The organism is Ekhidna sp., from assembly GCF_965228795.1.
GTDB lineage: Bacteria > Bacteroidota > Bacteroidia > Cytophagales > Cyclobacteriaceae > Ekhidna.
On record NZ_OZ245839.1, the window covers coordinates 1,433,067 to 1,449,114 of the forward strand.

12 protein-coding genes are annotated in these 16,048 nt (G+C 41.0%); all 12 read left to right on the forward strand.

Annotation, left to right across the window (positions count from 1 at the left end; all coding sequences use genetic code 11):
- Positions 1-7: 7 nt before the first annotated feature.
- The 12 genes from ACQK2H_RS06695 to ACQK2H_RS06750 all read left to right on the forward strand — a co-directional run bounded on the left by ACQK2H_RS06695 (position 8) and on the right by ACQK2H_RS06750 (position 16,011).
- A complete protein-coding gene (locus ACQK2H_RS06695; RefSeq protein ID WP_425390682.1) occupies positions 8-2,152 on the forward strand; it encodes a GumC family protein in 2,145 nt (714 codons plus the stop codon).
- Between the two features lies 1 nt (position 2,153).
- Complete coding sequence (locus ACQK2H_RS06700; RefSeq protein WP_425390683.1) at positions 2,154-3,338, forward strand: glycosyltransferase; 1,185 nt, start codon at positions 2,154-2,156, stop codon at positions 3,336-3,338.
- Positions 3,331-4,626 (forward strand): oligosaccharide flippase family protein, encoded by a 1,296-nt coding sequence (locus ACQK2H_RS06705; protein WP_425390684.1) that lies wholly within the window; start codon positions 3,331-3,333, stop codon positions 4,624-4,626. Before ACQK2H_RS06700 ends, ACQK2H_RS06705 begins: the two co-directional genes overlap by 8 nt.
- A gap of 143 nt (positions 4,627-4,769) precedes the next feature.
- On the forward strand, positions 4,770-5,711 hold the full coding sequence (locus tag ACQK2H_RS06710) for a sulfotransferase family protein (protein WP_425390685.1): 942 nt from the start codon (positions 4,770-4,772) through the stop codon (positions 5,709-5,711).
- On the forward strand, positions 5,708-6,874 hold the full coding sequence (locus ACQK2H_RS06715; RefSeq protein ID WP_425390686.1) for a glycosyltransferase: 1,167 nt from the start codon (positions 5,708-5,710) through the stop codon (positions 6,872-6,874). Before ACQK2H_RS06710 ends, ACQK2H_RS06715 begins: the two co-directional genes overlap by 4 nt.
- A complete protein-coding gene (locus tag ACQK2H_RS06720) occupies positions 6,871-8,034 on the forward strand; it encodes a glycosyltransferase family 4 protein (RefSeq protein WP_425390687.1) in 1,164 nt (387 codons plus the stop codon). Before ACQK2H_RS06715 ends, ACQK2H_RS06720 begins: the two co-directional genes overlap by 4 nt.
- Positions 8,031-9,185, forward strand: a complete 1,155-nt coding sequence (locus ACQK2H_RS06725) for an acyltransferase family protein (protein ID WP_425390688.1) — start codon at positions 8,031-8,033, stop codon at positions 9,183-9,185. The genes ACQK2H_RS06720 and ACQK2H_RS06725 overlap by 4 nt, the downstream gene beginning before the upstream one ends.
- A gap of 3 nt (positions 9,186-9,188) precedes the next feature.
- A complete protein-coding gene (locus ACQK2H_RS06730) occupies positions 9,189-10,595 on the forward strand; it encodes an O-antigen ligase family protein (RefSeq protein WP_425390689.1) in 1,407 nt (468 codons plus the stop codon).
- 155 nt (positions 10,596-10,750) lie between these two features.
- Positions 10,751-12,766, forward strand: coding sequence for a sensor histidine kinase (locus tag ACQK2H_RS06735; protein WP_425390690.1), 2,016 nt, complete (start codon positions 10,751-10,753; stop codon positions 12,764-12,766).
- The gene (locus tag ACQK2H_RS06740; RefSeq protein ID WP_425390691.1) at positions 12,756-13,205 is read left to right on the forward strand and encodes a response regulator; all 450 of its coding nucleotides are present in this window, start codon (positions 12,756-12,758) and stop codon (positions 13,203-13,205) included. Before ACQK2H_RS06735 ends, ACQK2H_RS06740 begins: the two co-directional genes overlap by 11 nt.
- Before the next feature lie 41 nt (positions 13,206-13,246).
- Positions 13,247-15,565: a PAS domain-containing protein gene (locus ACQK2H_RS06745; RefSeq protein WP_425390692.1), complete on the forward strand. Its 2,319-nt coding sequence runs from the start codon at positions 13,247-13,249 to the stop codon at positions 15,563-15,565.
- Positions 15,566-15,570: 5 nt separating this feature from the next.
- Complete coding sequence (locus ACQK2H_RS06750) at positions 15,571-16,011, forward strand: response regulator (protein ID WP_425390693.1); 441 nt, start codon at positions 15,571-15,573, stop codon at positions 16,009-16,011.
- Positions 16,012-16,048 lie beyond the last annotated feature (37 nt).

A 16,048-nucleotide genomic window follows, 5' to 3' on the forward strand; every position in this document is an offset into this window, starting at 1 on the left:
TAAGGCCATGACACTATTTGATTTCCTTCGACTCATATATAGAAACCTGAAAGTACTAGTGCTAATACCGGTACTGATGGCTGTGAGTGTTTATTTCTTAACTGACAACTTGCCCAAAGAGTATGCTTCTGAATCCATGATTTACACGGGTATTGCCTCCGGCTACAACATTGAATCGGGAGAAGGTGATAAGGTAGACTATCATGCGACCAACAATGCTTTCGATAACTTGCTCACAATCATTAAATCCCGTCATACGCTTGAGGAAGTTGGATTGAAGTTACTGGCGCAACACCTGCACGAGTTGGGAGAGGATAGCAGGCTAACTGAAGAAACAGCCTATTTGCTAAGTCAGAAATTCCCCGAATCATCCAGAGATAAATATGTGGCAGAAAATGAAAAGAAAACGTTCGACTTGTTGAGACTTAGATACGCTGAGGGTGACAAGTTACTCACACAGTTAATAAGGAAAGAAACAACACCATACAGCGTAAAGACATTGAATGCTGTCAATGCAAAACGTCACAAGTCTTCAGACATGCTCATTTTGCATTACACCTCAAATGACCCGTGGATATGTCAGCAATCATTGGTTTTTCTGATCGAAGTATTCTCCAGAAGGTATAGGGAGGTAAAAGAAGCGGAGACCGGAGATGTGGTGGCATACTTTGAAGCCGAATTAGGAAAAACAAAAAATAAACTCAACGATGCAGAAGATAGACTCACAGAGTTTAGGGTTAAAAGCCAGGTAATCAACTATGGTGAGCAAACGAAAGCCATCGCAATTAAGAAAGAGAATGCGATGGAGGAGTACTCTAACAAAAAGATGAAGCTCAAAGCAACAGAAGCTGCCCTGGGTGAGATTGAAAGCAAGCTTTCTATTAGGGATAAGCTGCTGGCAAAGAACTCTGAACTGCTGGACGAGAAAAACAGGCTGGTATCACTTACCGGTGACTTGGCAAAGCTGGAAACCCACGATGCTAGTGATAGCCTCATCATGCAAAAAAGCAATGAAATAGAAAGCGTTCGTGATAATATTCAAAGAAAAGTAGAAGAGATTTTTCAATTCAGTAATACCAAAGAAGGACTACCCAGTCGACAGCTGCTTACTGAATGGTTGGATAACATTATCCAGCTGAATAAAGAAAAAGTATATGTAGACCTATACTCAAATCGTCTGGAGGATCTGGATTCTGAATATGATCGGTTTGCACCGATGGGTTCTACTATTGCAAGATTAGAGCGTGAAATCAATGTTTTCGAGCGTGAATACCTGGAAATACTCCATGGGCTGAATATGAGCAAGCTACGCCAGCAAAACATTGAAATGTCCAGCAATCTGGAGGTAGTAGACTGGCCGCTTATGGCTACTGATCCGCTTCCATCTAAACGAATGATCTTGTTGATTGCTTCATTCATGTTTGGGTTGATTGCACCTCTTTCAATAATCATAGCAGCAGATTTGCTTGATCATAGTCTAAGAAGTCCGGCCAAAGCAGAAGCCATTACAGGCTTGGAAGTGGCGGGTGCCTTACCTGTATTGAATGAGAAATTTAATGCCAATTACAGTGATCTTTTACCAAAGTTAGCCGGCCAGCTAGCCAGTAATCTGGATTTAGAAGATAGCTCCAATCGATTGATTACGATTTTTAGTGCACTTCCGGGAGAAGGCAAGTCTACCGTTTCCGGTTTGCTTTTCAATGAATTGAAAAAACGTGGATCAAAAGTGATGATGATTAAACCGGCGACTAATGAGGCAAGTGAAGATGATGTGTTTTCATACACTGAGTTCAGACAATCTAGAGAGACCATTCAGGAACTGATCGGAGAATCCGTTGAATATACTTACAAGATTCTTGAGCTTCCGGCTTTCTCTGAGGGATTCATTCCTACAGAATTCATCCATCAGTCTGATATTTCATTCATGATAGGACGGGGAGATCGTGTATGGTCTCGCGTACATCAAAATGCGCTGAGGAATTACCGAAAGGTATGCAAAAACCGAGAACCGCTACTGGTGGTAAACGGAGTGAAACTTTATTACCTCGATCAATTACTTGGAGAGGTGCCATTAAAACGGGTCGGTCTGGTACGATGGATTAGAAAGATCGTTCGTTTCGAATTGACCCCATCACAATTTAAAACCGCCTGAGATGAAAAAGGATATCATATGCTTTACGATGACCACCTGGGAGGGGGACTACATGAAGACCATCGTTCATGTGATGGGTAGTTTGGCATCCAATCATCGGGTTTTATTTGTGGACTACCCCTTTACCTACAAGGATGCAATTTTCGTTTCAATAGGGAAGAGTAAGGCTCCATTGGGAAGAATGCTGGGTGTGAAACCAAGGTTGAGAACTGTGTCTTATAAGTCCAATGAGGTCTTTCACCTCACTTTACCACCCATATTGCCAACAAACTGGATTAAAGACCCTCAAGAATTCGATCAAAAAATAAAAGGTGAGACAAGTAAAATTGCCCGGTCAGTAAAAAAGGCAATGAACAGGCTAGGCATGAAAAATCCGGTCGTCATCAATGCCTTCAATCCAATCATTGGTGATTCAATGGTGGGGGCGTTTAATGAAAGCCTTTTGCTTTATTACTGTTATGATGAAATAGCAGCCGCTCATTGGTGCAAGGTACATGGAGGAAGAAAAGAAGCTTCTTTCATGAAGAAGGTAGATGGTATCATTACTACTTCAGAAGGGTTGCAGCAAACAAAAAAGGAGTTCAACCCAAATACCTTTCTTGTGAAAAACGGGGTTGATTTTGACCTGTTTGAAAAAGCATTTGATTCTGAGGCTGACATTAATCATCCAACGGTTGGTTACATTGGATCTGTAGATGACCGGCTGGATTATGATCTTTTAGAATATGTTATTGGTAAACACCCTGAATTCGAATTTCATTTCGTCGGGAGAATCACATATCCTGAAGGTCAGCAGCGGCTAAAACAATTTGACAATGTTCAGTTTTTTGGTAGCCAACAACCTGATCAGCTACCCCAGTTTCTCAAAACGTTTGATGTGGGAGTTATTCCATTCGTTAAGAATGAATTTACCAGAAATATTTACCCACTTAAAATCAATGAATATTTAGCAGCAGGCAAGCCGGTGGTAACAACCGATTTTGCTAATCTGCATGATTTTGAAGGGATCGTTTCCATCGCTTCTTCTACAGTTGACTTTTCTCAAATGCTTCAAAAAGAGCTTACCTCTAATACAGTGGAAAGAATGGAGGCAAGGATGGAGCTTGCTAAAACGAACTCATGGAATACGCGGGTGAAACAAGTAAATGACATTATAGATACTTTAAGTAATCCCGTGCATGCATAAAATTGGCCACATTTTACGATCAGACAACTCCAAAGTCCAGCTCGGAAACCTGACAGCTTCGACGTTAGGGCTTGGTACTTTCATGCTATTAACCAGGGGGCTGGACAAGGAGTCGTTTGGTCAGTGGGCCATTTTTATGGCATGTGTAGGATTGGTTGACCTTCTTAGAACTGGCCTTGGCAGGCAAGCGATGGTCAGAAAGGTTACAGTAAGTGAGCCGGATCAGCATCAAAAAATCATTGGGTCGGCTATGTTAATTCAGTTGATGCTTACCGCAGGTTTGTTTGCTGTGATATCCATCGCTTCCATGTATTTAAGCACTCTTTTAGGAGACTACTTTGTGTTTCTAAAATGGTATCCGTGGTTATTGCTAGCATCCACTCCTCAGCTATTTGATACCTGGATAGCTCAGGCTAAACGAAACTATGGAAAGATGGCTGCAGCGAGAGTGGGAGTAAATGCGGTTTTTGTACTTCTGTGCGGCTTAGGTTTGTTTCTAGATTTTTCCCTTGAGCATTACTTGCTCAGTCTGATTTTGTCAAATCTGATAGTATCTATCATTAGTCAGGTTGTTCATAAGAGTATAAAATCCCTTACGCATGGGAAACTGTCGGAAATTAAGGACTTGCTACAGTTTGGAAAGCACAGCCTGGCTTCTATGCTTGGTGCCAATTTGCTTAGGAGTACAGATTCCTTAATTATCGGGTCGCTGATGGGGGCACAAGCTGCGGCTACTTATGCGATTCCATTGAAGGTTATTGATGTTTTAGAAATTCCGGTAAGGGGATTTGCAATGACTTCTTTCTCCAAACTATCCAGGTTTTATCATGAGGAAAATTTCGAGGCATTCAAACGGCTCTTTGTAAAATCTACCGGGTTGTTAATGCTTTTGTTTTTGCCGGTTGGGCTACTTTTTTTCATATTTCCTGCACTACCTATCTACGTGCTGGGTGGAGAAAAATACCTGGACGGTCAGATTCTGATTCAGATTTTTGTTGTCGCAATGGTTCTTATTCCCCTGGATAAATTCCTGGGTGTAGCCTTCGATAGTATCAATAGGCCCGGGGTAAATGCCATTAAAGTTTGGATCATGGTTTCTACGAATGTGATTGGTGACTTAGTGGCTATCTCATTGATAGGTGAGTTATGGGCAGTTGCAATGGTAACGGTAATCAATATCCTGTTCGGTATTTCCTTTGGATTATGGAGACATACACTGCTTAGAAACTTGAAATGGAGATCAGCCGGAATCATTATCAATCAACCACTGGGACTTAAAAATTACTGATATCACGCTCCATAATCGGGTGTGATAAACGCTAAGTATTTCCCTTAAAACACTAAGTGGAATACTGGTTTTTCATTGTCAGTTTATTACTCACATTTCCCACTCGATCTCACCTGACTTTTGTACTTATCAAAGAACTATATATGATAGCTAACACACCAAATTTTATCATAATAGGCGCAGGTAAGTCTGGTACTACCTCGCTATACGAATACCTCTTAGAGCATCCTGAGGTTTATATGAGTCCTGTCAAAGAGACCAACTTTTTTGCCCTGGAAGGCGAGAAGCTAAAAGATGCTAAAGACGATCCTGATCAGATGCATCATTATCCATGGTCGATTACCGAGTGGTCTGATTATGAAGACTTGTTTAAAGGGGTGACTACCGAAAAAGCAGTTGGAGAAGTTTCTCCCATGTATTTATACTCTGAGAAAGCTGCTGTCAATATCAAGAGAAAGCTTCCGAATGTTAAGTTGATAGCTATTCTGCGTAATCCTGTGGATCGATTGTATTCACGATATATGCATCTTGTAAGAGAAAACAGACAGCCTACCAACAACTTTGAAGATGCATTGAAACGAGAAACTATCTGGTGGAGACGCAACGACCTGGTTCAGGAAGGATTCTATTACAGCCACTTAAAAAAATATTACGACCTGTTTGATGAAAGTCAAATCAGCGTCTATTTCTACGAAGATTTCAGATCCAACCCACAGCGTGTAATTAAGGATATCTATCGTTTCATTGGGGTGGATGACACGTTCCTGCCAGATTTTTCAACTGAATACAATGTTTCAGGTAAAATCAAAAATCAAGCATTCGATAAGCTCATTGGACAGCAAAGCGTTTTGAAATCAACACTTTCCAAGATGAGCCCTCAGTTAGTGCGATGGGTGCAATCTCAGTCTTCCATCAAAAAGTGGGTGAACAAATTCAGGAAAATGAATCTGGAAAAAGCACCACTATCTGAGAGCACCAGAGAAAAACTGATTAAGCAGGTCTATCAAAGCGAAATCAAAGCATTACAGCAGTTAGTAGGAAGGGATCTTACTAACTGGTTAACCATCAAAAATCAATTATCATGAACTACTTACTAGCCATAATATTTATTTACCTGTCCTTTAGCACACTATACTGTCTCTACTTTAGTGTGAGGTCTTTGGGACCATTGAAAACTACCTCTAACAAAGCTGATCACTATCATCGGATCGCTGTGTTTATTCCTGCATATAAGGAAGATGGAGTCATCCTGGATACAGCCAAACGCTCACTAGAGCAGGAATACCCAAAAGATAGGTATGATGTAATAGTGATAGCAGACTCCCTGCAGGATGCTACCATTAAGGAGTTAAGGAGTCTTCCCATCCGGGTTATGAACTTCTTTTTTCCGAAGAGTACCAAAGCAAAAGCAATTAATGCTGCATACCGTCAATTAAGAGAGGATTACGACATTACTGTTATCCTGGATGCAGACAATATCATGGGTAAAAACTTCCTTAAGAAGGTGAACCATGAGTACTGTAAAGGTATCCGTGTGATGCAGGGTCAGCGGATTGCTAAAAACTACGATACCCCAATGGCTATTCTGGACGGAATAAGTGAAGGGATCAATAACAATATCTTTAGAAAAGGACATGTTGCTTCCGGCTTATCGAGTGCGCTGATTGGTTCTGCAATGGCCTTTGATTTCAAGCTCTACCGAAACTACATGAAAGAAATTGATGCGGTTGGAGGATTTGATAAGGAGCTGGAACTGGCACTTTTAAAGAATGGTCACAAAATCCATTACATCGAAGATGCATTTGTCCTTGATGAGAAAGTTAGCAATGATCAGGTTTTTGAGAAGCAAAGAACACGATGGATTGCTGCTCAAATCCGTTACGGAATGAAGTCCTTTGGAAATGCTTTTATGAAGCTATTATCAACCGGTAATGTAGACTACTTCGATAAGGCACTTCAGTTTGTAATGCCACCGAGGCTCATACTGCTTGGGTTCCTTGCTATTCTTAGTGTCGTCTCATTGTTCATTGATTTCAGCTGGGCTATAGCCTTTGGTACTGCATTATTTGCCTATGTCTTATCATTGATTTTAGCAACTCCATCTTGGTATAAGATAAAAGACCTTTTCAAGGTGGCTGCTCACGTTCCAAAGTCTTTTGTGCTAATGTTGAAATCAGTGGCCGGCTACAAAATGGCCAAGACCAATTTTCTGCATACACCTCACCAACTAAAAGAACAGAAGCTATGAGGATTGGTATAGAAGCACAGCGAATTTTCCGTAAAAAAAAGCATGGGATGGATATTTATGCCCTCCAGCTTTTACGGCACCTGCAAAAGGAAGATCTGGACAATGAATACTTCGTCTTTGTAAAAAAAGGAGAGGATGTATGTCTGGAAGAAACAGAAAATTTCACGATTGTAGAAGTAGGTGGATTAACCTATGCAGACTGGGAGCAAATCCATTTGCCAAGGGCCGCCTCAAAATATAATTTGGACGTGCTGCATTGCACAAGCAACACCGCTCCATTGTTCTCTGGAATTCCATTGGTGCTCACCTTGCATGATATCATATACCTCAATAAATCATTCAGTGGAGGATCACTTTATCAAAGGCTGGGGCACTATTACAGAAAGTGGATTGTGCCAATAGTCTACAAGAAAGCAAAAAAGGTGCTGACAGTTTCAAACTTTGAGAAGGAGGCGATCAAGAACCACTTTGGAAGAAATAGAAAGGTCTCGGTGATTTACAATGGAGTTGATAAAAAATTTGATATTGGTCTGGATCCAAAATTTCTCAAGAAAGTAAGAAAAGAGCTAGGCCTACCGGATCATTATTTCTTTTTTCTAGGCAATACTGCACCAAAGAAGAACATGAAAGGAATGCTTGAAGCGTATGCTGAATACTACCATAATTCAAATAATCCTTACTCATTGGTAATAGCAGAAAGCTCCGAAAAGGAGGTAAATGAGATGCTGGACAAAATTGGTCAAAAGGAAGCGAATCTTCCGATATACCTGACAGGCTATGTGCCCCATGAATGGTTGCCGGCTGTTTACAGGCTTTCAGAAGCATTTGTGTATCCGTCATTAAGAGAAAGTTTTGGGATACCCATCATTGAAGCGATGGCGTGTGGTGCACCGGTAATTACTTCCTTGACCTCATCTATGCCGGAGGTAGGAGGTGGAGCTGCCAGGTTTGTAGATCCTACAAAGCCCGAAGAGATTGCACAGTGGATGAGGATGATTACAGATGAAGATCAGCTTAGAAATGATATGGTAGCTGCAGGAATGATCCGGTCTACCATGTTTACCTGGAGTCGTGCAGCGGACCAGACAATGGAAATCTACCACTCAATGCTATCACAGAGTATTGTGTTGGATCGGCCACTAAGTGCTTTGGCCTCATGATAGGGACCAGAAAAACCTACTTTCCGGGGCTCCACGCATTGCGGTTTTTTGCAGCCACGTTTGTAATCTTTCATCACTTGGAGCAGTACAAATCATGGGCTGGGCATGCTAATGTTTGGGGTGCTAATGTCATCGATGCGCTTGGCCATCAGCCGGTATCATTCTTCTTCGTGCTCAGTGGATTTCTTATTACCTATCTGCTGTTAGTGGAAAATGAAAAAACCGGTCAAATCAATATTGGTAAGTTCTATTGGAGAAGAATCCTAAGGATCTGGCCCTTGTATTTTGTGATAGTAGCGTTGGCCCTTTTTGTGGTGCCACTTTTTGGGAGTTTTGCATTTGAAAACTTCCGAAATCCATTACACGCTACCACCGCGATTGTTTGCTTGTTACTCTTCCTTCCCAATCTATTGAGACTTGGCTTCCCTAATCTATTAGGTGCCAATCAGCTTTGGTCAGTAGGGATCGAAGAGCAATTTTATCTTTTCTGGCCACTGCTGGTCAAAAGGTTTATCAAAAATATCATTCCATTTTTGATACTATTTATTGTCATTAAATCAATGATCCACCTGGGTCTGGTGATTGCCTCGCGGGAATATGAGAATGTTCGGCTATTGCAGATCATCCAGCTATATAAGCTTTTCCCGGTAGAACAAATGGCCATCGGAGGACTTGGAGCTGCATTTCTCTTTCATGAAAAGGTAAAATGGGTCAGACTCATGACAACACCTTTAGCCGGAGTGTTTGCCCTTACCATTAGCATATTGATAGGGGTGATGGGTTGGCATCATTTTTTAATGTCCTACCTGCAGGGAATTATGTTTTGTATTTTGATCTTTCAGGTGATTCATCACAAAGTGATTTACCAAATACTGGAGAAACCTTGGCTTACACACTTGGGCAATATTTCTTATAGCATATATATGTGGCATGCTTTGATAATCGCTATCAATCTTTCCATTGTAGAGTTAGTTGGATTGGAAATGGATGTGTTGGGGAATGTAATTTTGTACATTTCTACTGTAGGCATGACATTAGGTATCTCTCACCTTTCATTCGTTTATCTGGAGAAACCATTTTTGAAATTGAAAGAGATATCTCCTAAAACGTTGCTTTTAAAAATTAACTTGCGAAAAGAATCTTTCAGCTAGGCAATGCATCGCTATCTCAAATTCTTCCTGCTTGCACTCATCACCGTTTGCGCGAGTTGGCTCATGGTGCAGGGAGGAGTGAAGTTGAGCATTGTCCTTTTGATCTTGCCTCCGGTCATACTTTTCCTGATCGTTGCTTTCCGAAAGCCGGAGTTGTTGATGCATTCCCTTGTTGCAATGGCTTTCCTTATTTCGCTGCTCAGTAGGTATGTGCCAGGTATCCCATTTGGATTGAGTATTGATGGTTTTCTGGTCTTGCTCATTCTTATTTTGATTTTCGATCAGAAGATTAAATGGAGGAAGGAATATTTGACTAACCCACTGATGATTGCCCTGCTAGTGTGGCTGATGTTTTCCTTTGTGGAGCTATTCAATCCTCTGGCTAAAAGTAAAATCGCGTGGTTTTACGCTAACCGAGGGCTTTCGTTCTATCCTTTTTTGCTGACCATTGTTACCATGTATGTCTACAAAAAGGATCAGCATATGAAAAATTTTCTAATCATCTGGGCAGTTCTGTCTGCTTTTGGGACATTTTGGGGGATGAAGCAATTGTTTTTTGGAGTAAGCCAGGTTGAGCAACAATGGCTAAATGCAGGGGCTGCAAGTACACATGTACTTTTCGGGAAGTTACGGGTGTTTTCATACTACAGTGATGCGGCCCAGTTTGGAGCCAGTCAGGCACATTCAGCACTGGTATTCGGGATCATTGGATTATATGACAAAAAATTGAAGCATCGATGGTTGATTTTGAGCTTTGCACTTTTATCCTGCTATGGGATGCTAATCTCTGGAACCAGAGGAGCACTGGCTATTCCTGCCATAGGTGGTTTTGCCTATTTGATTCTATCCAAGAAGTTTAAGTGGGTGATTGCCGGAACAACGGTGGGTGTTCTGTTCTTCTGTTTTCTCAAGTTCACGACCATTGGTCAGGCCAATTATCAGATCAACCGGATGCGAACAGCATTGGACTCCAACGATCCTTCTCTCATGGTTCGCAAAGAGCGCGAAAAAATACTGGAAGGCTATCTTTCTGATAAGCCTATTGGAGGAGGAATTGGCAGTGCCGGATACTGGGGAAAACGTTTTACTCCAGGAACCTTCCTGGCCGAGTTAGGAACGGATGGACACTACACCCGAATCTGGATGGAAACAGGCATTATCGGTCTTTATCTATACCTAATGGTTCTTGCTACCATCCTTTTTTATTTAGGCAAGCTACTTTGGATAATGGAAGACTCACTGACCAGGCAAACATTAGTTGCATTCTATTGTGGACTCGCAGGTGTTTGTGTGGCAAGCTACACCAATGGTTTGCTTACACAAATACCTACTGGAACACTTATTTTTATAGGGCTTGGGATGATTTATGTGAAGGCAAAAAAGGAGAAAAATCACTCTGTCTCTGTTTAAACACCATTATAAGCTATATCGGTTTTCATAAGTTTTATTTTAAATAAATTCTATTTCATTTTCCGCTTTAATTTTTGTAGATTTTCTTAGCTTATTTTGGATTCATTCTAGTTCTTTGCCTATAACGTTTTATTTGTTCGCTTAATCGATTTATTATGAAGAATAGACATGTAATAATCGCAGCGTCTTGTATTGCTTTCATAGCGCTTGCATCTTTTACCTATAGGGCAGAAGAACCTTTCATTGAAACAAATTCTACGGCCGTTTGTGCAGCTCCTGTCGGTCAAGCGAGCGAAAAACTTACGTTTGCTTCCTATTTCAAAGGCTTACTGAGCTCCGATAAATGGCCGGCCCGATGGACGTGTGGTGAGTGGTCAGAAACAGAAGGTTGGCTCTACATTGGAGCAGACCTTATGATTGCGCTGGCTTATTTCATGATACCCGTGCTACTGTTTTGGTACTTACGCAAACAAAAACTGGGTCGCATTAAGCGTGTTTTTCTGTTCTTCAGTGGCTTTATTCTTTTTTGTGGCTTTACCCACTTGATCGATGTGATTCTTTTTTGGGAGCCGATTTATCGATTTAGTGGTTTTGTAAAACTGCTCACTGGCTTGGTTTCCATGGGTGCACTCTTTGTACTTGGAGTGGCCATTCCACGTGCTTTGATGTATAGAAGTCCGGAGGATATGCAGCAAGAGATAGATGAGCGAAAACGCATACAGAATCATTTTGAAACGTTGCTCAAATATTCACCCAGTGCCATTGCTATGCTGGATAAGCAAATGAAGTTCATGCTGGTCAATGAGCAGTGGAAACAGTTTGTAAAGTATGATGAAAAAATCACCGGCACCTACTATGAAGAATCATTTCCTAAAACGGAAGGGTATCTTCAGTGGGTTGAGGATGTATCTGAGATATTTCAGGGAAATGCCGTCCCAATCAGGGAAGACAGCTTCATGGATGGCAACAGGAAGGTGCCGTTTGAACGAAGAGTAGAGCCCTGGAGGCACGATAATGGGGAGATTGGAGGTATTATTATTTTCATTGATGACCTCACGGAAGAGCTAAAGTTTAGAAGACTGGGGAATAAATATGGGCAACTGGTCACTGAGATTTGTCAAACAGCAAAGATTGGGGTGTGGAGTTCAAACATTGAACGAGATGAGATTTTCTGGAATGATGAGGTATATGATATCCATGGATTGAAGCGAGGGAAAAAGTTATCAAATGAAGAGATAGCTCAATTTTATTCGGATGAGGAATGGGAGAGAGTGCAGCGAGCAGTAAGCCAAAGCATTGAATCGGAAACACCCTGGAATCTTGAATTAAGAATTACAGATGCCAATGGACTGGAAAAGTGGATACATTCTGTGGGTAAAGCAGTTTTTCAAGGAGGCGAAGCGGTAGAATTACAAGGACTTACTGAAGATATCACAGATAGGAAACTGGCACATGAGCGATTAAAGCAATCATCAGAAAAGCTGAAGGCCTCCAATAAAGAACTGGAAAGTTTTTCCTATTCCATCTCTCATGATTTACGAGCTCCTCTGCGCGCAATCAATGGATATTCAGAAGCGCTGGTTGAGGATTATGCTGATCAATTGCCTGAGGATGCCTCTCATTACATACAGCGAATTTCATCCAATAGCATAAAAATGGGAGCCCTGATTGATGACCTATTAGAGTTTAGCAGACTTAATCGTAAGAAAGTAAACTATCAGGAAATTGATGTCAATCACCAAATTGATCAAATCATTGATGAATCATTTGAAACATATAAGGGCAATATTCATAAAGAAGATTTACCCCGAATTTATGGAGATAAAGAGATGATAAAACAGGTACTGATGAACCTGTTAGGGAATGCCATCAAATACAGTTCAAAAAATCCGGAGCAAAAAATAACCATTACAAGCAAAGAGGAGGAGGATGCACATGTGATAGCATTTAGGGATAATGGTGTAGGCTTCAATATGGACTACTACGAAAAACTATTTCAGGTTTTTCAGCGCCTGCATAACGACGAGGAATTCAAAGGAACTGGAATCGGACTTTCCATTTGCAAACGAATTATGGACGCCCACGATGGAGACATTTGGGCTGAGTCTGAAGAAGGGCAAGGAAGCACATTTTATTTAAGATTTTTTAAAAATACCAGTTATGACAATTAGTAAAGACGTGCAACTGTTACTAGTAGAAGATAGCATGGATGATGCCGATCTGGCAATGAGAGCAATTAAGAATGCCAATGTGATCAATGATATTGTTTGGCTAAAGGATGGTGAGGAAGCCATTCATTACCTCAAGGGAGAAGGTAAGTATGAGGGCAGGGATACATCCATCAAGCCACGGGTAATCCTCCTGGATCTAAAGTTGCCAAAAATCGGAGGAGTGCAAGTACTGGAAAAAATTAAAAAAGACGATAACCTGAAGAACATTCCTGTAGTGGTGATGACCTCATCAAAGGAGAACGTAGATCTAAAAAGATGCTACGAACTTGGTGTGAACAGTTATGTGGTCAAGCCAATCAGTTTTTCTAAGTTTTCAAAAGTGATCAAGGATATCAGCTTGTACTGGGTCTTGGTTAATAAGATCCCGGAAGATTCATAAATCAGGGTGTGCAGCGATTTAATAAAGTTTTAAAAATTGGAATGACTGAAAGAGAAGAAGAATTAATCGGATTAGAGGAATTAGACAGCAAGGAAAAGCTCAATCACTTGGAATCAATGGTCAAATTCTTTCCGGGTGCCATAGCTATGTTTGATAGTGAAATGAGGTACGTACTTGCCAATGAAAAATGGTATCGGGATTATGGGTTAGAGGGGAGGGATATCATAGGCAAGTCTCATTATGAGATCTTTCCCCAAATTAAAAAAATGCCAGAATGGCTCAATCTTCATCAGCGTGCCTTAGCCGGAGAAACGTTAAGTTCTGATCTGGATTCCTTTGAGCAGGAAGACGATACTACCTATATCAAATGGAAATTATCTCCTTGGTACGAGGCAGACGATTCCATCGGAGGGATCATTATGATCACAGAGCGTGTTTCGGAAGAAGTGGTACAGGCGCAGCGTCTCAAGGAGCATAATAATGTGCTGAGTACGTTACTCAACGAAATGGAGGATGGTTTTGCTCATGCCCGTATTATCCATGATGACAAAGGAAATCCAGTAAATTGGCTGTATCTGAATGTAGGAAAGGGCTTGGAGCACTATGTGCCGGTTCCACCTGAAACGCTAGTAGGCAAAACAGTTACAGATGCCATACCCGGAGCGATAGAGGCAGACCCCAAGTGGCTTCATATTTTCAATGATGTAGCTACCACCGGTAAATCGCAAGAGATCGAAGAATACTCTGTAGTGCTGGATCGGTGGTTTCGGATGAACGTTTACAGTCCCGCTAAGGGTGAGTTTGCTACCATCTTTCGAGACATTACCGAAAAAGTAAAGACACAAGAAAAACTTAAAAAGCTCAATCAGCTATTTGAGGAGGTTTCACAATTAGGCAAAATAGGTACATGGGAGATCGACGTTAAAACGGAGCAATGCTATTGGAGTGACGTGGTTTATCAAATACATGAAGAAGACCCCTCGAAAGAGATAAAAGTAGAGGACGGCATCAAATACTTCCATCCGGAATATCAGGAAATCCTTCAAGAGGCAGTCGACAAAGCAATAAAGGAAAGAAAACCATATGATTTAGAGCTAAAACTTATCACTGCAAAAGGCCGGGAGGTTTGGACAAGAGCCATTGGACAAGCTGTTTTTGAAAATGACGAAGTAGTGAAGTTAAGAGGCTTATTTCAGGACATTGACGACAAAAGGAACCGAGAAATTAAGCTAGAGAAAAAAAATGCTTACATAAAGTTACTAAATGAGCGATTTACCTTCGCTAAAGAAACAGCTGAGCTGGGCGTTTGGGATTGGGATATTAAAAACGATGTACTGGTTTGGGATGATCAAATGTATGATTTATATGGAGTCAAGCGAGATCATTTTGAGAGTGACTATGAGGCATGGCAACAAGGTATTCACCCAGATGATCGAAAGCGATCTAACGATGAAGTAGAAAAATGCCTGGCGGAGGAAAAAATTTTTGATACCAGTTTTAGAGTGGTTTGGCCTTCCGGAGAAATCAAATATTTGGGAGCCAGAGGTAAAGTAATACGAGATGAAAAGGGTAAGCCTGCACGCATGATTGGGTTAAACTGGGATATCACCGAAGAGGTTGCTCGGGAAAAGGAGATCAAAGATCTAAATAGGAATCTACAGAAAAAGGTAGATAGACAAACCAAACATTTACGAAAAAGCATTGAAGAACTGGAATCGTTTTCTTACTCCATTTCGCATGACCTGAGGGCCCCTTTGCGAGCCATTAATGGTTACTCAGAAGCCTTTATTGAGGAGTATAGTCATGAGCTTAAAGAGGATGCCGGATTATATATGGAGCGGATAGCAGCAAATAGTAAGAAAATGGGAATGCTAATCGATGATTTGCTTGAGTTTAGTCGGCTAAATAGGCAAAAGGTTGACCACAAGAAGATAGATCTACAAAACCTGACGGAAGGAATAATCAATGATACTTTTGCCGGTACAAAAGACATCATTGAATTGAAACCGCTACCCACGATTATTGGTGACCCGGAAATGATCAGCCAGGTTTTTACCAATGTGATTTCCAACGCTATCAAGTATTCTTCCAAAGAACAATCACCGGAAGTTCAGATATCGTATGAAGAAGAGCAGGATACATACTTAATTGTCATAACGGATAATGGAGCCGGCTTTAATATGGACTACTATGACAAAATATTTAAAGTTTTTGAGCGACTGCACTCAGAAGCAGAATTTGAAGGTACCGGAGTAGGACTATCGCTTTGCGACCGGATAATGAAGGCACATGATGGTGAAATATTTGCGGAATCAAAAGAGGGGGTGGGGTCTTCTTTTTATCTGAGATTTAAAAAGTAATTGCTATGAATTGGTCTGATAAAAACCACATTGTGATCGTAGAAGATAGTGAAGATGATGCGAAACTGGCAATGAAATCATTTAAGGAATTGAAGTCCATTAAGGAAATTGTGTGGTTGAAGGATGGAGAGGAAGCGCTCCATTATTTTAAGGGTAAAGGTGCCTATGAAAAAAGAGATTTGTCAGTTAAGCCTAAATTAATATTTTTAGACTTGAAACTTCCTAAAATATCAGGAGTAGATGTTTTGGCAGAATTAAAGATAGACAGCACCTATGATGAGGTGCCAATAGTAGTGGTGACATCATCCGGAGAAAACAGAGATTTGGAAAGGTGCTATGAGCTGGGGGCGAATAGCTATGTAGTCAAGCCAATTGATTATTCTGAATTCAGAAATCTCACGGCTACTGTCAGCCAGTACTGGACCATGATTAACCAAATACCATAAGAGTGCTTTAAAATGTACGAAAAGACAGAGTAAATCA

Bases quoted from the DNA above. Each gene is read 5' to 3' on its own strand.
- ACQK2H_RS06720 (WP_425390687.1), top strand. From the start codon at position 6,871: ATGAGGATTGGTATAGAAGCACAGCGAATTTTCCGTAAAAAAAAGCAT.
- ACQK2H_RS06735 (WP_425390690.1), top strand. From the start codon at position 10,751: ATGAAGAATAGACATGTAATAATCGCAGCGTCTTGTATTGCTTTCATA.
- ACQK2H_RS06740 (WP_425390691.1), top strand. From the start codon at position 12,756: ATGACAATTAGTAAAGACGTGCAACTGTTACTAGTAGAAGATAGCATG.
- ACQK2H_RS06700 (WP_425390683.1), top strand. From the start codon at position 2,154: ATGAAAAAGGATATCATATGCTTTACGATGACCACCTGGGAGGGGGAC.
- ACQK2H_RS06710 (WP_425390685.1), top strand. From the start codon at position 4,770: ATGATAGCTAACACACCAAATTTTATCATAATAGGCGCAGGTAAGTCT.
- ACQK2H_RS06745 (WP_425390692.1), top strand. From the start codon at position 13,247: ATGACTGAAAGAGAAGAAGAATTAATCGGATTAGAGGAATTAGACAGC.
- ACQK2H_RS06730 (WP_425390689.1), top strand. From the start codon at position 9,189: ATGCATCGCTATCTCAAATTCTTCCTGCTTGCACTCATCACCGTTTGC.
- ACQK2H_RS06695 (WP_425390682.1), top strand. From the start codon at position 8: ATGACACTATTTGATTTCCTTCGACTCATATATAGAAACCTGAAAGTA.
- ACQK2H_RS06725 (WP_425390688.1), top strand. From the start codon at position 8,031: ATGATAGGGACCAGAAAAACCTACTTTCCGGGGCTCCACGCATTGCGG.
- ACQK2H_RS06715 (WP_425390686.1), top strand. From the start codon at position 5,708: ATGAACTACTTACTAGCCATAATATTTATTTACCTGTCCTTTAGCACA.
- ACQK2H_RS06750 (WP_425390693.1), top strand. From the start codon at position 15,571: ATGAATTGGTCTGATAAAAACCACATTGTGATCGTAGAAGATAGTGAA.
- ACQK2H_RS06705 (WP_425390684.1), top strand. From the start codon at position 3,331: ATGCATAAAATTGGCCACATTTTACGATCAGACAACTCCAAAGTCCAG.